Annotated in this window: 23 protein-coding genes; 11 read left to right on the top strand and 12 right to left on the bottom strand. The window is 50.5% G+C overall.

Annotated elements, in window-relative coordinates; all coding sequences use genetic code 11:
* The first annotated feature begins 157 nt into the window (after positions 1–157).
* A complete protein-coding gene (htpX, locus tag OGX86_RS09375) occupies positions 158–1,039 on the top strand; it encodes a protease HtpX (protein ID WP_003034964.1) in 882 nt (293 codons plus the stop codon).
* A gap of 47 nt (positions 1,040–1,086) precedes the next feature.
* On the opposite strand, the gene OGX86_RS09370 is transcribed toward htpX, so the two are convergent.
* The gene (locus tag OGX86_RS09370; protein WP_048216186.1) at positions 1,087–2,460 is read right to left on the bottom strand and encodes an MFS transporter; all 1,374 of its coding nucleotides are present in this window, start codon (positions 2,458–2,460) and stop codon (positions 1,087–1,089) included.
* 174 nt (positions 2,461–2,634) lie between these two features.
* Here OGX86_RS09370 and kdgR point away from each other — a divergent pair, with 174 nt between their 5' ends.
* On the top strand, positions 2,635–3,426 hold the full coding sequence (gene kdgR, locus OGX86_RS09365; RefSeq protein ID WP_003833778.1) for a DNA-binding transcriptional regulator KdgR: 792 nt from the start codon (positions 2,635–2,637) through the stop codon (positions 3,424–3,426).
* Positions 3,427–3,540: 114 nt separating this feature from the next.
* Here kdgR and OGX86_RS09360 read toward each other — a convergent pair whose 3' ends face one another.
* A complete protein-coding gene (locus OGX86_RS09360) occupies positions 3,541–3,780 on the bottom strand; it encodes a YobH family protein (protein WP_003034975.1) in 240 nt (79 codons plus the stop codon).
* 164 nt (positions 3,781–3,944) lie between these two features.
* Between OGX86_RS09360 and mgrB the strand changes: the two genes are divergently transcribed.
* The 6 genes from mgrB (at position 3,945) to rlmA (ending at position 8,287) form a co-directional block, all read left to right on the top strand.
* Positions 3,945–4,088 (top strand): PhoP/PhoQ regulatory lipoprotein MgrB, encoded by a 144-nt coding sequence (gene mgrB, locus OGX86_RS09355; protein ID WP_003034977.1) that lies wholly within the window; start codon positions 3,945–3,947, stop codon positions 4,086–4,088.
* Positions 4,089–4,162: 74 nt separating this feature from the next.
* Positions 4,163–4,447: a YebO family protein gene (locus OGX86_RS09350; RefSeq protein ID WP_048216188.1), complete on the top strand. Its 285-nt coding sequence runs from the start codon at positions 4,163–4,165 to the stop codon at positions 4,445–4,447.
* Between the two features lie 636 nt (positions 4,448–5,083).
* Complete coding sequence (locus OGX86_RS09345) at positions 5,084–5,227, top strand: DUF2627 domain-containing protein (protein WP_003034983.1); 144 nt, start codon at positions 5,084–5,086, stop codon at positions 5,225–5,227.
* Between the two features lie 12 nt (positions 5,228–5,239).
* Positions 5,240–5,449: a transcription antiterminator/RNA stability regulator CspE gene (gene cspE, locus OGX86_RS09340; protein ID WP_001062678.1), complete on the top strand. Its 210-nt coding sequence runs from the start codon at positions 5,240–5,242 to the stop codon at positions 5,447–5,449.
* Positions 5,450–5,668: 219 nt separating this feature from the next.
* Positions 5,669–7,414, top strand: coding sequence for a peptidoglycan DD-transpeptidase FtsI2/PBP3(PARA) (ftsI2, locus tag OGX86_RS09335; protein WP_003833773.1), 1,746 nt, complete (start codon positions 5,669–5,671; stop codon positions 7,412–7,414).
* A 63-nt stretch (positions 7,415–7,477) separates the two neighbouring features.
* The gene (gene rlmA, locus OGX86_RS09330) at positions 7,478–8,287 is read left to right on the top strand and encodes a 23S rRNA (guanine(745)-N(1))-methyltransferase (protein ID WP_048216189.1); all 810 of its coding nucleotides are present in this window, start codon (positions 7,478–7,480) and stop codon (positions 8,285–8,287) included.
* On the opposite strand, the gene mntP is transcribed toward rlmA, so the two are convergent.
* The 5 genes from mntP to manX all read right to left on the bottom strand — a co-directional run bounded on the left by mntP (position 8,284) and on the right by manX (position 12,486).
* The gene (gene mntP, locus OGX86_RS09325; protein ID WP_003021013.1) at positions 8,284–8,850 is read right to left on the bottom strand and encodes a manganese efflux pump MntP; all 567 of its coding nucleotides are present in this window, start codon (positions 8,848–8,850) and stop codon (positions 8,284–8,286) included. The two genes, rlmA and mntP, sit on opposite strands and share 4 nt — an antisense overlap.
* Before the next feature lie 431 nt (positions 8,851–9,281).
* Positions 9,282–9,740, bottom strand: a complete 459-nt coding sequence (locus tag OGX86_RS09320; protein WP_048216190.1) for a DUF986 family protein — start codon at positions 9,738–9,740, stop codon at positions 9,282–9,284.
* A 60-nt stretch (positions 9,741–9,800) separates the two neighbouring features.
* Positions 9,801–10,652 (bottom strand): PTS mannose transporter subunit IID, encoded by an 852-nt coding sequence (locus OGX86_RS09315; protein WP_003833769.1) that lies wholly within the window; start codon positions 10,650–10,652, stop codon positions 9,801–9,803.
* A gap of 12 nt (positions 10,653–10,664) precedes the next feature.
* Positions 10,665–11,465, bottom strand: coding sequence for a PTS mannose/fructose/sorbose transporter subunit IIC (locus OGX86_RS09310; protein ID WP_003021004.1), 801 nt, complete (start codon positions 11,463–11,465; stop codon positions 10,665–10,667).
* A gap of 58 nt (positions 11,466–11,523) precedes the next feature.
* Complete coding sequence (gene manX / locus OGX86_RS09305; RefSeq protein ID WP_003833768.1) at positions 11,524–12,486, bottom strand: PTS mannose transporter subunit IIAB; 963 nt, start codon at positions 12,484–12,486, stop codon at positions 11,524–11,526.
* 262 nt (positions 12,487–12,748) lie between these two features.
* Here manX and OGX86_RS22830 point away from each other — a divergent pair, with 262 nt between their 5' ends.
* Both OGX86_RS22830 and yoaE read left to right on the top strand, forming a co-directional pair.
* Entirely contained in the window at positions 12,749–12,958 is a 210-nt protein-coding gene (locus tag OGX86_RS22830; protein ID WP_008785027.1) for a protein YoaL, read from the top strand.
* Positions 12,946–14,505 (top strand): CNNM family cation transport protein YoaE, encoded by a 1,560-nt coding sequence (gene yoaE, locus OGX86_RS09300; RefSeq protein ID WP_008785026.1) that lies wholly within the window; start codon positions 12,946–12,948, stop codon positions 14,503–14,505. Before OGX86_RS22830 ends, yoaE begins: the two co-directional genes overlap by 13 nt.
* A 6-nt stretch (positions 14,506–14,511) precedes the next feature.
* Here the strand turns inward: yoaE and pdeD are convergent, their stop codons facing one another.
* From pdeD to pabB, 4 genes are all read right to left on the bottom strand, one after another.
* Positions 14,512–16,113 carry a cyclic di-3',5'-guanosine monophosphate phosphodiesterase PdeD gene (gene pdeD / locus OGX86_RS09295; protein WP_048224169.1) on the bottom strand — a complete coding sequence of 534 codons (1,602 nt, stop codon included), beginning with the start codon at positions 16,111–16,113 and terminating at the stop codon, positions 14,512–14,514.
* 130 nt (positions 16,114–16,243) lie between these two features.
* On the bottom strand, positions 16,244–17,608 hold the full coding sequence (gene sdaA / locus OGX86_RS09290; protein WP_003833765.1) for an L-serine ammonia-lyase: 1,365 nt from the start codon (positions 17,606–17,608) through the stop codon (positions 16,244–16,246).
* A gap of 183 nt (positions 17,609–17,791) precedes the next feature.
* Positions 17,792–18,370, bottom strand: a complete 579-nt coding sequence (locus OGX86_RS09285) for a CoA pyrophosphatase (protein WP_003020991.1) — start codon at positions 18,368–18,370, stop codon at positions 17,792–17,794.
* 3 nt (positions 18,371–18,373) lie between these two features.
* Positions 18,374–19,735, bottom strand: coding sequence for an aminodeoxychorismate synthase component 1 (pabB, locus tag OGX86_RS09280; protein WP_286639884.1), 1,362 nt, complete (start codon positions 19,733–19,735; stop codon positions 18,374–18,376).
* 83 nt (positions 19,736–19,818) lie between these two features.
* Here pabB and OGX86_RS09275 point away from each other — a divergent pair, with 83 nt between their 5' ends.
* Positions 19,819–19,998 (top strand): YoaH family protein, encoded by a 180-nt coding sequence (locus OGX86_RS09275; protein WP_003020986.1) that lies wholly within the window; start codon positions 19,819–19,821, stop codon positions 19,996–19,998.
* Positions 19,999–20,004: 6 nt separating this feature from the next.
* Here OGX86_RS09275 and OGX86_RS09270 read toward each other — a convergent pair whose 3' ends face one another.
* Entirely contained in the window at positions 20,005–20,349 is a 345-nt protein-coding gene (locus OGX86_RS09270) for a RidA family protein (protein ID WP_286639882.1), read from the bottom strand.
* Positions 20,350–20,490: the final 141 nt, after the last annotated feature.

Below are 20,490 nucleotides of genomic sequence, written 5' to 3'. Positions count from 1 at the left end.
TAACAAGCGCATGAAGACGTCAGTCTGATACGATAAAATGTAAAGTTGTGTCTTTCTGGTGACTTAGCACCCATGGATGCTTGAAAATAGCCATAAGACCCATACGATATGGGTAATCGCATAGTGCGTTTTGTTAAATTGAGGTTAAAAGAAAATTATGATGCGAATCGCGCTCTTCCTGCTGACGAACCTGGCTGTGATGGTCGTTTTCGGGCTGGTATTGAGCCTGACAGGGATTCAGTCAAGCAGCGTTCAAGGCTTGTTGATCATGGCACTGCTGTTTGGTTTTGGTGGTTCCTTCATTTCGCTGCTGATGTCCAAATGGATGGCGTTAAAGTCCGTTGGCGGAGAAGTGATCGAACAGCCTCGCAATGAAAGAGAACGCTGGCTGATGAATACAGTCGCGAATCAGGCCCGCCAGGCAGGGATCGCTATGCCGCAGGTTGCAATCTACCATGCGCCAGATATTAACGCGTTTGCTACCGGTGCGCGCCGGGATGCCTCGCTGGTGGCTGTAAGTACTGGCCTGTTGCAAAACATGAGTCCGGATGAAGCCGAAGCGGTTATCGCGCATGAGATCAGCCACATTGCTAATGGCGATATGGTTACCATGACGTTAATTCAGGGTGTGGTGAACACTTTCGTTATCTTTATCTCACGTATTCTGGCGCAGATTGCCGCTGGGTTTATGGGAGGCAACCGCGATGAGGGAGAGGGTAGCAACGGTAACCCGTTAATCTACTTTGCGGTAGCGACGGTACTGGAGCTGGTATTTGGTATTCTGGCGAGCATTATTACGATGTGGTTCTCACGTCATCGTGAATTCCATGCGGATGCAGGCTCAGCGAAACTGGTGGGTCGTGAAAAAATGATCGCCGCGCTACAGCGCCTGAAAACCAGCTATGAGCCGCAGGAAGCGACCAGCATGATGGCGTTCTGCATCAACGGTAAATCCAAATCGTTGAGTGAGCTGTTTATGACTCACCCGCCGTTGGACAAACGTATTGAAGCGCTGCGCAGCGGTGAATACCTGAAATAATTGGCAGCAGACTTAAAATAAAAAGCGCGTCGACAGACGCGCTTTTTTTATGCCTGAACCCGCGGTTGTGTGATACGTAAGCCACTCACGATTGCGGCCAGCGAAGCCAGAATACCCGCTGTTATCAGCGAGACGTGTGTTCCGCTGTCACCAAATTGATTTAGCATCAGCGCAACCAGTGCGGCCCCGGTACTCTGGCCCAGTAAACGCGCCGTTCCAAGCATACCGCTCGCGCCTCCGCTACGATCACGCGGCGCGGAGGTGATGATGGTGTGATTATTCGGTGACTGGAACAAGCCAAAACCCGCACCGCACAAAATCATTGGCCAGATGATATTAAAATCAGAAGGTGATGCGGGCAGCAACACCAGCGAAAACAGCCCACACGCCATTACTGCCATGCCCAGCGCGCCCAGCAGACCCGCATGAACACGTTCAATCAAATATCCTGCCAGTGGGGCCATCACCATGGTTGCCAGTGGCCACGGCGTCAGCAGCAGGCCCGTTTCAACCTCGCTGCGCCCGAGAACCGTTTGCATGAAAAATGGGAGAGAAACCATCGCCAGCATCTGTGCGCTGAATGAACAGATTGAAGTACAAATAGAGAGTGAAAACAGCGGAATGCGCAGCAGATCAACCGGTAGTAACGGTACTGGCAATGCGAGTTGGCGGCGGATAAAGAAAAACCCTACCACGAGCAGCCCCACAAGTTCAGCACCAATCAGTTTTAGCGACTGTCCCTGCGCAAATCCGCTGAGTGCCGTGATTAACAAACCGAATGTTAAGGCGTTCATCACTGCGCTGGGCAGATCGAAGCGCGGTTTATTGCTACGTGATGAATTGGGTGGCAAAAAACGCATAGCCAGTAGCAGGGCGATGATCCCCAGTGGAACGTTAATCAGGAATAGCCATTTCCACGAGGCAATAGAAAGAATAGCCGCCGCAATAGTCGGACCCGCTGCCGAGGATACAGCCACGATAAAGGAGTTAATACCCATTCCGCGGCCAAGCTGGCGCTGAGGATAAATGAGTCGGATCAATGCCGTATTAACGCTCATCAGCGCCGCGCCGCCAAACCCCTGAGCCACGCGCGCTAACGTCAGCATATGCAGCGAGTCTGACAAGGCACAAAACAGCGACGCCAACAGAAACACGACCAGACCACACTTATAAATGCGTCGGTAGCCAAACATATCACCTAAAAAAGAGAGCGATAACAGCGAAACAACGATCGCAATTTGGTAGGCGTTCACAATCCAGATTGAGCTGGCGGGTGAGGCCTGAAGATCGGTGGCGATAGTGGGGAGGGCAACATTCGCTATTGCGCCGTCGAGTACTGCCATAGAGATGCCAATAACAATGGTTAAAATTGCGCCATATCGCTGGGGCAATGGCAGACCATCGGTCTGAGTTTTTTCCATAGGAAGTCAATATTGTCGGAATTTATGATGAGAATAATAATTTTAGCATTGATATTCAGGCGTTAGGTCGCAGATTTGTAACTAAGTAAGCAAAGAGCGATTGCGAGGGCTGATACGTGAAATTATAATAAAAACCGGTTCTGATTTTTATAAAACACTCGAAAGGGGTGATAAATGGCAATCGCAGATCTGGATAAACAACCCGATTCTGTATCTTCCGTGCTGAAGGTTTTTGGCATCCTGCAGGCGCTGGGTGAAGAGCGCGAAATTGGTATTACCGAGTTGTCGCAACGCGTCATGATGTCGAAAAGCACCGTTTATCGCTTTTTGCAGACCATGAAAACGCTGGGCTATGTGGCACAAGAAGGGGAGTCTGAGAAATACTCACTGACCCTGAAACTATTCGAGCTGGGTGCTCGCGCGTTACAAAACGTCGATCTTATCCGTAGCGCTGATATTCAGATGCGCGAACTTTCGCGCCTGACCAAAGAAACAGTACACCTTGGCGCACTGGATGAAGACAGCATCGTCTACATTCATAAAATCGATTCCATGTACAATCTGCGCATGTATTCTCGCGTAGGTCGCCGTAATCCACTGTACAGCACGGCTATCGGTAAAGTTCTGCTGGCATGGCGTGACCGCGATGAAGTGAAGCAAATTCTGGACGGTATTGAGTACAAACGCAGCACCGACCGTACTATTACCAATACTGATGAGCTGCTGGTACTGCTGGATAAAGTCCGTGAGCAGGGCTACGGTGAAGACAACGAAGAACAGGAAGAAGGTCTGCGCTGCATCGGTGTGCCGGTGTTTGACCGTTTCGGTGTGGTGATTGCAGGCTTGAGTATTTCATTCCCGACGCTGCGTTTCTCAGAGGAACGTTTGCACGAGTATGTGGCGATGCTGCATACGGCTGCGCGTAAAATTTCAGAACAAATGGGTTATAACGATTATCCGTTCTAATCTGGCGTAATAGCGTCAACTTAAAAACCCCAGGTATTTTTGTATCTGGGGTTTTTTATGAACAGTCATAACGTTAGTTGGTGCAAATAACGTAGCGTATGTATTGTTGCTATATTAACCGTTATCAATAATGACCGTACTTTTTCTTAACAAAGGGCAATCCGACAGGCCAATGATACCGCTGTTTGTGTGGACGTATTGTGCGGTGCTGGTTCCGCGGGCGGTCAGATATTGGCATTGCAAGCCCAGACCCGCTGCATTCTCCTTACTTCCAATCAAAATTCCGTAGCCGCTCAGTAATAAACCGATCCAAACCAGAGCTAACAACACAATAGCGCGGATTATCAGACGCATTACAACCTCTTATCTTTTCTCGTTATTATTAGATTAGCCTGTACATGGGATGAAACAAGTGAATCATTCCTAAAAAGATTGAATGCCGATACAGTTAACGCTGGGTTTAGGTAACGCATGATAATTTATAGACATAAGATGTAGATTCGAAGAGTGGAGCTGGAGTGAAAAAAATTCGCTGGGTAGTGCTGATAGTTGTCGTGCTGGTATGCATACTGATGTGGGCGCAAGTGTTCAACATCATGTGCGATCAGGATGTACAATTTTTCAGCGGTATTTGTGCCATCAATAAATTTATTCCCTGGTAAGCGCATTTTTGCCACAGTTGATTACCTTCTTGTGCGGCAGTGGTAAACTACGCTGTCTACATTGAGGTGGTGAAATGAACGAAGTTTTGAATTCTGGCGCGTTGGGTTTGGCGTCTTTGGCTGTATCGGTGGTGATTCTGGTTGTCGGGCTTGTACTGTGGTTTTTCGTCAATCGGGCAAGTTCGCGTACTAATGAGCAGATTGAGCTGCTTGAAGCATTGTTAGATCAGCAAAAAAGACAGAACGCATTGCTCCGTCGCCTTTGCGAAGCTAACGAACCTGAAAAAGCAGCAGAGCCTGCTGCGGTCACAGCGAAGGATGAAGATGATGACATCATCCGCCTGGTAGCTGAGCGGTAAAAACGGTATGACAGGGTGAGGATCTGTTGCTTTTGTTCTCAGATGTTTCATCCTGTCACCAACGTGCCAGATTATTTTCTTCTGTACATGTCGTGTAATTAGCACTCTGATACGCGTGTAAACTCAGTATTTTCAGATGCTCCAACCAATTAATATCTTATCCCCGGTCTGATATAAATATAATTTCCCATACGATAAAAATATGATTATGTCATTTTTGTGATAGCGATCGTTTTATTAACAGCGAAACGTTTCTCTTACTTTTTTTGTGCATTGTCATCATTCTTTCATTATTTTGGTGCAAAAGCAGAAGGCGGATCTCATTTTTACGCTTGTGACATTTTATGCATTACTAAGCATAAAAAATGATATCCGGCACATCCTGTAACAGCTAATCTGGAACAACCGAAGCTATTGAGCTATGGTAGAAATGTCCCGGCTATGGTGCAAGCCAGACGGGGGATGGGGTGAGCGGCGGGAATATAACACTTCTCGGTGTGGCGCATAACTGTGCAGTTGCTGTTTGATGAACGACGGGATTTGTGCGACCGATCGAGACACGTTTAAAAATGGCTTGCCATTATTAACGTTGTATGTGATAACACGTTTTGGGTTAAACGAGGTACAGTTCTGTTTATGTGTGGCATTTTCAGTAAAGAAGTCCTGAGTAAACACGTTGACGTTGAATACCGCTTCTCTGCCGAACCTTATATTAGTGCCTCAAGCAGTAATGTCTCAGTTTTATCTATGTTATGCCTGCGGGCGAAGAAAATACTCTAAGGAATTTTGCAAATGGCAAAGATTAAAGGTCAAGTTAAGTGGTTCAACGAGTCTAAAGGTTTTGGTTTCATTACTCCGGCTGATGGCAGCAAAGACGTGTTCGTACACTTCTCCGCTATCCAGGGTAACGGCTTCAAAACTCTGGCTGAAGGCCAGAACGTTGAGTTCGAAATTCAGGACGGCCAGAAAGGTCCGGCTGCTGTTAACGTAACAGCTATCTGATCGACACCACTGATTTGAAGCGCATATGCGCAACCATCTCAGATATAAAGCCTCGCCTATGCGGGGCTTTTTAATTCAAAATACGTCTAAATATTTCTAAATGCCCTTCCATTAGCGCTTTGTTGCAAAGGCGTGATGTTCGTAGCATAGTTTTCCCCGCTTTCTTACGACATTTCTCGTTAAATCAGACACCTGAAAAACTATCTTGCTGGAGACCAGGTGAAAAAGAAAAACGACGGCGACGCGCGCAATTTTACTCCCGTACGTTTTGCCCTGCTTTGTGTGGCAATATTATTGAGTCTGGGATTGCTGCTGGGTCGGGTTGCGTGGCTGCAAATTGTCACGCCGACGAGTCTGGTGAAACAGGAAGACATGCGTTCGTTACGTGAGGTAACTATTGCCTCGCCGCGCGGGATGATTACCGACAGAGAAGGGCGACCGCTGGCGGTAAGTGTTCCGGTTAACGCCGTATGGGCCGATCCTAAGACCATCATCAGCAAGGGAGGCGTGGGTTACAACGAACGCTGGCAGGCTCTGGCAAGGACTCTGCATTTGTCACTGAGTACGCTGGCGGAACGCGTTAACAGTAATCCTGGCGGACGTTTTATTTATCTGGCACGACAAATTTCCCCTCAGCAGGCTGAGTGGGTAGATGATCTTAATCTCCCGGGCATCAACCTGCGCGAGGAATCCCGCCGGTTCTATCCCGCAGGCCACGTAGCGGCGAATCTCATTGGTTTTACCAACATTGATGGACAAGGCATTGAAGGGCTGGAAAAGAGCTTTAATAACCAGCTGATGGGTAAACCTGGCTCCCGTCTGGTACGTAAAGACAAATTTGGCCATGTCATTGAGAATATCACCGAAGTTACGCCTGTTCCTGCACACGAATTACAGCTCAGCATCGATGAGCGTCTGCAGACGGTCACCGAAGATGCGTTGGACAATGCCGTTACGTGGAATAAAGCAGAATCAGGAGCCGCAGTGCTGGTCAACATTGCTACCGGTGAAATACTGTCCATGGCGAGCTTTCCTGACTTCAACCCCAATAATCGTGATGGCGCGGTACTGGATGATTTTCGTAACCGTGCAATTAGCGATACGTTTGAACCCGGTTCAACCGTTAAACCGCTGGTGATCATGACTGCACTCCAGCAGGGGATAGTACAACCCGACAGCGTGATTGATACCCATCCTTTTTACCTTGATGGACATCGCATTCGCGACGTCGGGTTTTACCCGGAACTGTCGCTGACCGGGATTTTACAGAAATCGAGCGATACCGGCGTGTCGCACCTTTCATTGGCTATGCCTGTCCAAAAATTGCTGGATACCTATAAAAGCTTTGGTTTTGGCGATCCAACCGGACTGGGATTAACCGGTGAAAGCAGCGGTTTAATGCCTCAACGCCGCTACTGGAGCGATTTGGATCGCGCGACCTTTGCATTTGGTTATGGATTAATGGTAACGCCGCTGCAGTTGGCGCACGTATATGCAACCATTGGTAGTTTTGGTATCTATCGGCCCCTTTCGATTACCCGTATTGACCCGCCGGTAATCGGTACCCGAGTGATGCCGGAGGCTCTGGTTCACCAGGTTGAACATATGATGGAAAGCGTTGCGTTACCTGGTGGTGGGGGAACTAAAGCCGCGGTCAGGGATTATCGCGTGGCGGTTAAAACAGGAACGGCAAAGAAAATTGGTGATGACGGTAAGTATGTCGATAAATACGTGGCTTATACAGCAGGCGTTGCGCCAGCGAGCGACCCGAAATTTGCACTGGTGGTCGTCATCAATAATCCGCAAAACGGTGCTTATTATGGTGGGGCTGTCTCTGCGCCTGTCTTCAGCCAGATAATGGGTGATGTCCTGCGTCTGGAGAACGTTAAACCGGATGGCATGCCTGCTGACTCCGATCATCTGCTGGTGATGCACGGCAGCAACGTATCCTCGCCGTCGCTGTAAGTTATTTTCCCAGGGCGCAATTCGCGTTACACTTGCGCCCTTAAGTCACCTGCCGGAGTTGTCATGTCGTTTTCCTGTCCTCTTTGCCACCAGCCTCTTACCCAAGCGAATAACAGTTTTGTCTGCCCCGGGCGGCACCAGTTTGACGTGGCGAAAGAAGGGTATGTCAACTTACTGCCGGTTCAGCATAAACGATCGCGCGATCCGGGTGACAGCGCTGAGATGATGCAGGCGCGACGGGCATTTCTTGATGCCGGGCACTATCAACCGTTGCGTGATGCGATTGTGAATGTGCTGAAAGAGAAGTCGACTTCAGAAGATGCAGCGATCCTGGATATTGGCTGTGGGGAAGGGTATTACACCCATGCGTTTGCCGACGCGCTGACGGGTTGTACAACCTTTGGTCTTGACGTCTCCAAAGTGGCAATTAAAGCTGCAGCCAGACGCTATCCGCAGGTGACCTTTTGCGTTGCCTCCAGCCATCGTCTGCCGTTCGCAGATGAGTCAATGGATGCCATCATCAGGATCTACGCGCCCTGTAAAGCGCAAGAGCTGGCACGCGTGGTTAAACCGGGGGGATGGGTTATCACCGCCACGCCAGGACCGCGTCATTTAATGGAACTGAAAGGGCTTATTTATGATGAGGTGCGTTTGCATGCGCCGCACACAGAGCAACTGGACGGTTTTGTTCTGCAACAGAGTATTGCGCTGGGGTATCAGATGCAGCTTCAGGGCAGCGAGGCCGTTGCGTTACTGCAAATGACGCCGTTCGCCTGGCGGGCAAAGCCGGAGGTGTGGAAAACGTTAGCGGAGAAAACGACGTTTGACTGCCAGACCGATTTTAGTATTCATGTCTGGCAGCGTCTGAATTAACCGTGGAAGTGTGCCCAGAGGATCTGGGCACCGATACCAATCAGCACCACCCCACCCAAAATTTCTGCTCGTTTGCCCAGCATCGGGCCAATGAAACGACCAATCATCATGCCGAGCGTGGACATAATCAATGTGGCGCAGCCGATGGCCAGCGCGGTGGCAATAATATTGACCTGCAGGAAAGCCAGACCCACCCCGACGGCCATTGCGTCGAGACTGGTGGCAATGGCGGTGGTAACCAGCAGCCAGAAACCATGACGGCGCTGCGGTTCTTCCTCTTCATCCCCGTTGTCGCGAAAACCTTCGATTATCATTCGCCCGCCTAAAAAGATCAGCAGAATGAAGGCGATCCAGTGGTTCCACTCCAGCACGAATTTGCTGGCCAACATACCCATGCCCCAGCCAATCAGCGGCGTAAGCGTTTCAACTGCGCCGAATATCAGACCTGTACGCAATGCTTCAGAAAATTTGGGTTTATGCAGTGTGGCGCCTTTGCCAATTGATGCAGCGAAAGCATCCATCGACATGCCGAAAGCGAGAAGAACTGTAGCGGTGAGATTCATAACAGCGTCCTGACCGGGGTATCCATAAAACACATCACTGCCCCCAGTAACCATGCATACAGGCCGGAATCACTATAAATACAGCGCCATTCAGATATGCATTGCAGTTGATGTGCCTATGGTCTCGCCTGACTGAACCTGTAAATTCAGTCCGTACGCGCCACGTTTTTCAACGAGTATGTTGACACGTACATTTCCGGAGTCTGGAAATCGGCTACTCCCCAACGACGGGCGCAACCTTAACATATTTTGAGAATATAAAACAAGAAACGCAGAAATAATATTTGACTTCTAATTGAAAACGATTTTCATTTAGATTTATTTATAAATAAAACGTTAAAATAAATAACATTGTGGACAGTTAAATATAGCCTTGGCTATGTTTGTTTTATACTGATATATAAAAACATAGTTCAGGCTATATTTATAAGTTATTGATTTGAAATTAAAAGTTTATATATCTTCTCAAGATCGTCTATATTTCGTACGCGGATCAACAATCTTCGATGTTCTAATTGCATCACTAATACACCGTCTTCAGATAAATTCATCTCTTTAATGCGGTTATATTCAATCCAGACGTTGGCGAAGAAAAAACCTTTCTGCTTGAAGATGATTTTTGGCGTACGGATCCAGAACAGATACAACCCCATCAATACCAGTGCACATAATAACCATGTGGTAAATTGCGCGCCGTGGCTGGTGATGTTGTTGTAGATAAGAATAGCTACCAAGCCAAGGAAGATAACGCTGTCGACTCTGCTGCGGGGAAGCAGGGCGACAGTAAGCAGAGTAGGGCCATTACGGCGGGGCATGATGAACTGATCGTAAATGGCATACGCCAGCAGCGAAAAGATGAATAGAACCAGCACCAGGTCCGTGATAGTCATGAATCCTCAACCCTCTAAATAGAAAAACCGGGGGCAAGCCCCCGGTGATGTACAACAGTCTTACAGGCCGAGCAGTCCGACAGCGTAGCCCGCGATACCGATGACGAAGAAGCCAACGATGATCCACAGCGGGTTCACTTTCTTACGCAGCAGCCACATACAGGCGAATGTCAGCAGCAGAGGAACCAGACCCGGCATCAGCTGGTCAAGGATCGTCTGCACGGTGGTAACACGAGTCTGACCATCCTGACCGGTGATAGTGGAAACCACCAGCGGGATGTTTACGTGCGTCCACTTGTTAACCAATGCTCCCATGACAAACAGGCCGAGGATTGACGCCCCCTCGGTCAGTTTCTGCAGGAAGCCGCCGCCCATATCTTTAACGATATCGACACCTTTACGGTAGCCATATGCCACACCGTAATAACGGGTTGCCAGACGAACCAGGTTAAACAGGATGAAGAACAGCAGTGGCCCCAGCAGGCTGCCGCTCATCGCAATACCTGCGCCGAGTGCGGCGAAGACCGGACGTACGGTACCCCAGAAGATCGGGTCACCGACGCCTGCCAGCGGACCCATCAGACCAACTTTGATACCGTTGATGGCACCATCGTCAATCTCTGCGCCGTTTGCACGCTGTTCTTCCATTGCCAGCGTAACGCCCAGTACTGGAGCCGCTACGTACGGATGGGTGTTAAAGAATTCCAGGTGACGCTTAATCGCTTGCTTACGTGCATCGTTGTTTTCCGGGTACAAGCGGCGGATAGCCGGTACCATGGAGAAACAGAAACCCAGCGCCTGCATACGTTCGAAGTTCCATGAACCCTGAAACAGGTTAGAACGAATGAACACGCCACGAATGTCACTCGGAGTGAGTTTTTTCTCGGTGGTAGTTTTAGTCATATCAACCATTTCGCTCACCTGCTAGTCCAGTTCGTTATCGAGATCGTTATTGCCAGCCGCCGCAGCAGGTGCACCGGCTACGCGGTTATATTTCGGGCTCAGCTGAATGTAGAGGATGGCCATGACTGCGCCAATCACACCCAGAGCAACCAGGTTGAAGTTAGTAAATGCCGCGGTGACGAAGCCGAGGTAGAAGAATGGCATCAGATAGCCTGCGCGCATCATGTTGATGACCATCGCATAACCAACCACTACGATCATACCGCCTGCGATGTTCAGACCACCGGTTACGACTTCCGGAATGGCGTTAAGCATGCTCTGAACTTCACTGGTACCAACAGAAATCGCAACGATTACCGCCGGGATAGCGATACGCATAGCCTGCAGGAACAGGGAGGATACGTGCAGCCAGGAGAGCGCAGTCAGGTTACCGTTTTCGGCTGCCTTATCCGCTGCGTGCTGGAATGCTACGGTGATTGTACGAACGATAATGGTCAGTACCTGGCCTGCTGCTGCCAGTGGGATAGCCAGCGCGATACCGGCACCAATGCTTTGGTGACCCGCGATAACCAGAACGGTAGAGATAATTGAGGCCAGTGCGGCATCTGGTGCAACCGCAGCACCGATGTTCATCCAGCCCAGGGCGATCATTTCCAGGGTACCACCGATGATGATACCGGTTTTCATATCCCCGAGAACGGCACCAATCAGCGTACAGGCCACCAACGGACGGTGGAACTGAAATTCATCGAGTACCGACTCCATACCCGCGATACATGCGACGATGAACACCAGCACAATCTGAAGAGTGGTAATCTCCATTGTACTTCTCCTATTGCTATACAGACTTAAGTGTGAAAACTAAGTAAATGCCAGAGAATTATTTCACCTTGGCAATCAAATCCATCATTTTCAGTTTCTGATCGGTAGAAACCTTACGGGCCTCAAGCTCAATACCGCGTTCGTTGAGTTTCTTGAAGGCTTCGATGTCTTTGTCATCGACAGAAATTGCGTTGTTTACCTGCGTTTTACCCTGACGGAAAGCCATACCGCCAATGTTCACGGAGGTAATTTTCACACCACCTTCAACGATACGTTCTACGTCGGTTGGGTTGGTGAACAACAGCATCACACGCTCACCTGCATATTTCGGGTTGTTGTAGACGCGGATCATTTTCGCGACATCAACCACATGCGCCGTCACACCCGGAGGTGCTACCTGAGTCAGCAGCGTTTTACGCACGGTATCGGCGGCAACTTCATCACTGACGACGATAATGCGTGTTACGTTGGTTTCTTTGGTCCAGCGAGTTGCCACCTGACCATGGATTAAGCGGTCATCAATACGCGCCAGGCCGATCTGCATATAATCGTTCGGACCCATTGGTTTCGCGGGGGTTGCTGCTTTAGGTGCCGCGACAGGGGCAGGAGCGGCTTTTTCCACCGGTTTTGCTTTCAGCGCTTTCACGCCTTCGCTACCGGTTTCAACGGCCAGTGCCACTAATTCATCAAAGCTTGGGTTGTCATCACGCGCCATGAAGGTCTCAACCAGCATGGGAATGTTCACACCGGCGATTACTTCGTAATGCTCTTTATCGACGACAATGCGGCTCGCAGCGTTAAACGGGCTGCCTCCCCATGTGTCAACGAGAAACAGCACGCCTTTACTGGTATCGAGTTTTGCCAACTGAGCGTTGTACTTTTCGATCAGCGTTTCAGCATTTTCGCCTGGAACGAAATCGATCCAGCCGACGTTTTCCTGCTCGCCTAACAGCATCTCTGCCGTCTTAAGTAACTGCTCTGCAGCCCAACCATGTGTGCCTATTACAATAGCAATGGTCACTTGCTACCTCCTTTATTATCGTTAACACATCAACGTGAAGATGTATTTGAATCGTCGTCCGCAATCGAATCGATTCAGATAAGGGTTACAAAGAAAAACCTATGATTTTCGTGAATTATTTTAGATATCGAAAAAAATATTTTATGTGATGAAGATCCGTAATTTAACTTCCGATAAAAAGAAATTTCGAAGGGTAAAATATCTCCGAAACAACTTATTGCAAAGGAAGGTAAATCTTTGCTAAAAACAGCTTCTCTCTGTTATGTTTAGCATCTGTTTAATTACTCAGGAGTATAGGGCAGTAGCCCACCATATGGATCGTCACCGACGTCATTTCACCTTCAGGCCGTATCAAGCCTGTCAGATTGGCACTTTTTGCCACAAATTTTCTCTGCATATCGCTTTAACGCCTGAGATCCTCAGCGCGCAGTTTGGTCATTCCTTAAGCAGGAGCTTGTCATGGAATTATTAATGGACCCGCAGATTTGGGTGGGTTTGCTCACGCTTGTCGTTCTCGAAATTGTTCTGGGTATTGATAACCTGGTCTTCATTGCGATCCTGGCTGATAAGCTGCCGCCGAAACAGCGTGATAAAGCGCGTTTAATCGGTTTGTCACTGGCACTGATTATGCGTCTGGGCTTGTTGTCCGTGATTTCGTGGATGGTGACGCTGACAAAGCCGCTGTTCACGGTAATGGACTATGCGTTCTCGGGGCGCGATCTGATTATGCTGCTGGGGGGTATCTTCCTCTTGTTCAAGGCTACGACAGAGCTGCATGAGCGGCTGGAAAACCGTGAACATGATACCGGGCAGACGAAAGGGTATGCGAGCTTTTGGGTTGTCGTAACGCAGATTGTCATCCTCGATGCGGTGTTCTCGCTGGATGCCGTGATTACGGCGGTCGGCATGGTCAACCATCTGCCAGTGATGATGGCGGCAGTAGTGATTGCCATGGCCGTGATGCTGCTGGCCTCTAAGCCGCTGACACGATTTGTGAACCAACACCCGACGGTGGTGGTGCTGTGTCTGAGCTTCCTGTTGATGATTGGTCTGAGCCTGGTTGCCGAAGGGTTTGGCTTCCATATTCCGAAAGGTTATCTGTATGCGGCGATTGGTTTCTCGATCATCATCGAGTTGTTTAACCAGATTGCCCGTCGTAACTTTATTCGCCACCAGTCGACGCTGCCGCTGCGTGCACGAACTGCCGATGCAATCCTGCGTCTGATGGGCGGTAAACGTCAGGCCAGCGTGCAGATGGAATCCGATAACCCGGTGCCGGTTCCTGTCCCGGAAGGCGCGTTTGTGGAAGAAGAACGCTATATGATCAACGGCGTCCTCTCCCTGGCGTCGCGTTCATTACGCGGCATTATGACGCCACGTGGTGAAATCAGCTGGGTTGATGCCGACCTGAGCGTGGCGGAAATTCGTGAGCAGTTGCTTTCGTCACCTCATAGCCTGTTCCCGGTATGCCGTGGCGAGCTGGACGAAATCATCGGTATCGTGCGTGCTAAAGAGCTGCTGGTGGCGCTGGAAGACGGTGTGGATGTGGCGGCGATTGCCTCTGCTTCTCCGGCTATCGTTGTTCCGGAAACGCTGGACCCGATCAATCTGTTAGGCGTTCTGCGTCGTGCCCGCGGTAGCTTCGTTATCGTCACTAACGAGTTTGGCGTAGTACAGGGTCTGGTCACGCCGCTGGACGTATTAGAAGCCATTGCTGGTGAATTCCCGGATGCCGATGAAACACCAGAAATTATAGCTGATGCAGGTGGTTGGTTGGTCAAAGGCGGTACCGATCTGCATGCGTTGCAACAGGCGCTGGACGTGGATACGTTAGTGAATGAAGACGAAGACATCGCCACGGTGGCAGGTTTAGTCATTGCGGCTAACGGCCATATTCCACGTGTCGGTGATGTTATCGAGGTTGCACCGCTGAGTATTACGATTGTCGAAGCGAATGACTATCGTGTGGATTTAGTTCGCATTGTTAAAGAACAACCCGCTCACGACGAAGACGAGTAATCGGGTTTAGCGAAACGGCATGACGGGCATACTGTGTCGCCCGTTATGTCGGGTGGGCGGCGGCGTGCTGCCCGCCAGCCACTTAGGGAAATCGCGCAGCGGCATTGGCTTTGCGTACAAAAAACCTTGCAACAAATGTACGCCGTGTCGGCGCAAATGCTGAGCCTGCGCCAGTGTTTCAACGCCTTCCGCCACCAGTTCTATATTCAATTTTTTCCCCAAAGCGATAATGATGTCTGTGACGGTTGAATTAACGGCGTCTGTTCCTATTGCCGAAGTAAATGATTTATCGATCTTCAGCACATCCGGGCGGAGTTTTTCCAGCCATGAGAGCGAGCTGTTGCCGGTGCCAAAATCGTCAATCGCCAGTTTTACGCCAAGGCGATTTAGCTCGCGTACAATCCGATAATCCACATCCAGTAACGCATCTCGTTCGGTAAGTTCGATGACTAACTGCTGAATGGGATGCTGGCTAAACCAATACTGGTTGAGATCTTTTAACAGCGTGCCATGGCGAAAATGGCTGGCGGCGACATTAATCCCAATATGAAACTGACTGCTCATCGGGAAAACGTGTCTTTGCTGAATGGTTTCTGCGATGACATGACGGGTTAGCGGCACAATCAGGTTGTGCTCCTCAGCGATGGGAATAAACACTTCCGGAGAGATCCAACCCTGGCGTGGGTTATTCCAGCGTAGAAGAATCTCCACGCCCATGCATTGCTGGGTTTGCGCATTAAGCAGCGGCTGGCAAAATAGCTCGAATTCCCGAGCAGCAAGGGCCAGATTAATCTCCCAGGAAAAACTCATTCTGCTGGCAGTTGCCAGCCATGCCAGGTAGCCCACTAATAAACTCAGGATCACCGCCAGCGGCAACTGTGTTGGCAGATGTTTAATCGCCAGTTCACTGGGACCGGGGCCGGTGACGCTAATGGTAAACGGGAAATGTTGAGATGACAGCTGGTAGCGTTTTTCATCATTTAGCTTAGGCAGAGTATCGACCACACCTTGATCATACAGTAGATGCCGATTACCAACGGTTAAGCTGGCATCGGTGATCTGCGGCGGCTGGGGTTCAAGCAACATAGACGACAATAAATCGATATTGACGATTTCCAGCACGCCATCTTCACCATCGGCAGAGGATGGATACCATTGCGTGAGAATCGGACTGCCTTTTATCAGCGAATGGTCAGTAGACAGCAGCAGTTGCGGTTCCCGGCTGGGTAATTCGGACTGTAGTTGGCGAATGGGGACATTGCGATACCCAAAAATGCTGGAGCAGTAGAGGATCCCGCTTTGAATAAGATTAATAGAACGCACTGTTTGCAGTCTTGCGGCATGTTTGCTTAAGGGTAAACGCGCTACTGAGCAGGGGAGGCCAATTAACGGCAGCAATACATCACGTCCGGTCTGCAAGGGTAAAAGCACGTCATCCAGTTCTTCTACAGCATGGTTGGCAAAGGTGACGATATTTCGGTGATTTAAATTACGCTCCGAAATAAATCGGACAGTTAATGTGAGGATGAGCGTCAGTAGTGCACATACTGTGCAGACGATTAAGCGATTCCGGCGATAATTTTTAATGATCCGTTGTGCTGTTTGCATGCGGGCCGCCCGATAAGCCGTTGGTCACAGAAGCCAACAGCAACAGAGCAAGTGTAGTGGGGAAAATTACAGTAGACGAGGGAGAGGGGGCAAATTCGCCCATCCGTCGCAGATGGGCGAAAATTAAGTATTAGTCACATTGAACTTTGATTGCCAGGCCACCGCGTGACGTTTCGCGGTATTTGGCGTTCATGTCTTTACCTGTTTCGTACATGGTCTCAATGACTTTATCCAGCGAGACGCGCGGCGCGCTGGTACGGCGCATTGCCATACGCGCAGCGTTGATCGCCTTCACTGAAGCAATGGCGTTACGCTCAATGCACGGAACCTGTACCTGACCGGCAACCGGATCGCAGGTTAAGCCGAGGTTATGTTCCATGCCGATTTCAGCAGCAACACACACCTGCTCAGGACTCGCGCCCAACAGTTCAGCCAGACCAGCGGCAGCCATGGAGCAGGCTACACCCACTTCACCCTGACAACCTACTTCTGCACCAGAGATTGAGGCGTTCATTTTGTACAACGCGCCAATTGCACCGGCCGCCAGGAAATAGCGGGTATAGATATCTGGGCTGACGGACTCGATGAAATGATCGTAATAGGCCAGTACCGCAGGCACGATACCGCAGGCACCGTTGGTTGGCGCTGTCACTACGCGACCGCCCGCGGCGTTTTCTTCGTTAACGGCCAGCGCGAACATGTTCACCCAGTCGATCACGTTCATCGGATCGTTGGACAGCTTATCGCTGGAAACCAGCATACGACGCAGGGCTGAAGCACGACGAGGAACGCGCAGCGGACCCGGCAACACACCTTCGGTGTTCATGCCACGATCGATACAGGCCTGCATGGTTTGCCAGACGTGGCCAAAGTACTCTTCAATCTCTTTTTTGCTGTGCAGAGCAAGTTCGTTCTGCATCGCCATGCCAGAGAGAGACAGGCCGGTGCTGTTGCAGTACTCCAGCATTTCAGTCGCGGATTTGAACGGATAAGGCACGCTGACCTCGCCCGCGGCATCCTGACCAAAATGTTCTTCATCAACGATGAATCCACCGCCGATTGAGTAGTAGGTTTTGCTATAAATGACGGTTTCGCCATTGTACGCATGGATCTGCATTCCGTTTTCATGCAGCGGCAGGTTGCCGTTGTGAAAACGCATCCCGTCATTCTGCGGGAAATCCACTTCGTGCTGACCTTGCGCAAGCAGCAGGCGTCCACGCGTTTCTACGTCGCGGATAAATCCGGGGATGCTATCAATATCCACGGTAGCAGGCTCATTGCCCGCCAGACCCATAATAATGGCGATATCGGTGTGGTGACCTTTACCCGTGAGCGACAGTGAACCATACACGTCGACGGCGACACGAGTAACGCTGTCCAGTAATCCTTTTTCGACCAGGTCATCGACGAACTGTTTACCCGCCTTCATAGGCCCTACGGTATGGGAAGATGAGGGACCAATCCCCACCTTAAACATGTCGAATAGACTAATCACGATAATACTCCTACAGGGCGACTGGGCTTTCCAGTAACGATGTTATAACTGCGCATAGTGTAAGAGGGAACGCGGCGATCGGCTTAACTATTCACATGAATTAAACTAATAGATAACCGCGGTTTTACTAATGTTGTGACCTGAGTTTCAAGTTGTCTATGGCGCGCGTAAAGATAAGTATAGTCAGGGTTTGACGCCAATTTGCAGCGCCAGCTCACGAATTATTCCGGCAGTCATTCCCCAGACGAAATATTGCTCATACCAGGAAAGCCATACGCGATGTGAATCGCCACGACGGTAAATATCCAACGGGTGGTAACGACCTAAATGCAGGGCCTGGGCCAGCGGCATTTCGAACACTGCTGAAACTTCATCTTCACTGGCGCGATACGGCAGATTAGGCGGGATAATGCCTACCACTGGGGTGACCTGGAAACCGGTCACGCTGTCGACCGGCGGCAGAACGCCGATCACTTCTACGCATGAAGGTGGGATCGCCACCTCCTCCTGTGCCTCGCGAAGGGCGGCGGCAATTAACGAGGCATCACTGCTATCCACCGCCCCACCGGGGAAGGCGACCTGTCCTGCGTGCTTGCGCAGGTGAACGGAACGCTGGGTTAACAACAATCCCGGCTGTGGACGACGCACGACGGGGATCAGTACGGCGGCCTGGCGCTGGTTTAACGCGGCATGATTGACCTGCGGGCGCAGGAGTTGAAAGCGCGATAAAAAATCATCAAGCGTCAGGCTGCTGTATTCCACGTCTCAGTTCTCCAGTTGGTGCAAAATACGATTCACTTTATCAAATGTTTCCTGATACTCAGCGTCTTCCTGACTGTCCGCCACTATGCCGCCGCCAGCGGAACAATAAATTTGTCCGCTTGTGGCTGTCAGCGTGCGAATGGTGATGCTGGTATCCATATTGCCGCAGAAACTCAGATAACCGATGCTGCCACACCAGGCATTACGTCTTTGTGGCTCCAGTTCGTCAATAATTTCCATCGCCCGCACTTTCGGCGCACCGGTAATAGAGCCGCCGGGGAAGGCTGCGCGTAGCAGATCGGTGGCGTGTAATGACTCTGGCAGACGTGCGGTAATGGTGCTGACCAAATGATGAACGGCAGGGAACGGTTCGACGACAAACAGCTCCGGAACCTGTACTGACCCCGGTACGGCAACGCGGCCAATATCATTACGCATCAAATCGACGATCATCAGGTTCTCCGCACGATCCTTCGGCGAATTCGCCAGCCGCCGGGCCTGCTCACGATCGGCATTGGCATCTTCAAGCCTGGGCAACGTACCTTTAATAGGACGCGTCTGGATATGCTGGTTCTCCAGCAGAATAAAACGTTCCGGAGAAAGACTGAGGATAACGCCTTCCTCAAGACGAATAAACGCGCTGAACGGGGCGCGGTTAGCGTGATTGAGTTTGACAAATGCCTGCCACTCATCCCCCTCGTAATGCGCCTGAAAACGCTGCGCGAGGTTGACCTGGTAACAATCGCCGCTGTGCAGATAGCCCTGCACCTGGCGGAATTTTTCGCCGTACCGGGCGCGGCTCATATTGGACTGCCACGCCGAGGTCAATATAAACGGCTCACGCGTTGGCGGTTGTTGCGCGTCGAGCCATTTCAGGCGAGCCTCGACATCGGTATGGCTGAGCAGCGATACGGTCTGCAACTGGTGGTCAACAATCAACGCCCAGTCGTAAATGCCAACGGCCATATCCGGTAGCGTAATATCGCGCTCAGCAATAGTCGGCAGAGATTCAAAGCGTCGGCCAAGGTCGTAGCCAAACAGACCTAACGCGCCGCCCTGAAACGGCAGATCGGGGTGATACTCGGGGTGAATCTTGTGTGCAGCTAGCGCGGAATGTAATACCGTCATTGGATCATCAAGCGAGCGCGTGATTGCGTGCCTGTCCTGCACTACGGTCTCTTCAGCACGTGTAACCAACGTGGTGACGGGATCCGCCACCAGAATATCAAAGCGGTTATGCGGATGGTCGGCTTGACCCGAATGCAGCAGCATCGCCCAGGGCAGATGGCTTAATGTCGAAAAATAGCGTTCAGCGGCGTCCTGACGCCAGGGTAATGTGATTACTGCGGGAGATAACGTCTTCATCAGTCCTGACTCGTTGCTACTCTACTGGCTAACTGCCCGGTAGCATGAAATAATTAGCGCAGACAATTTAGCAGGAGTTAACAATGTTTGCAGGTTTACCTTCACTCAGTCATGAGCAGCAGCAAAAAGCGGTAGAGCGTATTCAGGAGCTGATGTCGCAGGGGATGAGCAGCGGACAAGCCATTGCTCTGGTTGCTGAAGAGTTACGCGCCAGTCATACCGGCGAGCGGATCGTGGCGCGTTTTGAAGATGAAGACGAATAACGCCGCTTAAACTGCAGCGATTATCTTAATCTCAACTTTGTATTTCGGGTTCATCAATCCGGCCTGAACGGTACAACGTACCGGCGCGTGGCCAGCAACGACCCACGCGTCCCAGGCTTTGTTCATGGCGGCAAAATCGTTTTTGTCTGCCAAAAATAGGGTGGCATCAAGAATACGTGACTTGTTGCTGCCTTGTTTTTCCAGCACCGCATCAATTTGCGCCAGCGTATTTGCCGTCTGCTCAAAGGCGTCTGCATCCAGATTTTCCGGCACGCCGGTGTAATACAGCGTGTTGTTGTGGATTACCATGTCGGACCAACGCGCTTCGGCATCAATGCGCACAATCGTCATAAATCATTCCTCATTTACGTTTTTTCATAATAGCTTTGGGTTGCGCCAAGACTGCCATAATGTTGTGCCCACGTCACCTCTTCAACTGGCGAAAGACCCGCTGGCCTGACATAATCCCTGTTCAAATGAACAGGGGGCAGT

It is taken from the genome of Citrobacter sp. Cpo040 (assembly GCF_030332915.1).
GTDB lineage: Bacteria > Pseudomonadota > Gammaproteobacteria > Enterobacterales > Enterobacteriaceae > Citrobacter > Citrobacter portucalensis.
Note: the sequence above shows the minus strand (reverse complement) of the source record. Positions and strands in the feature narration are given on the sequence as shown.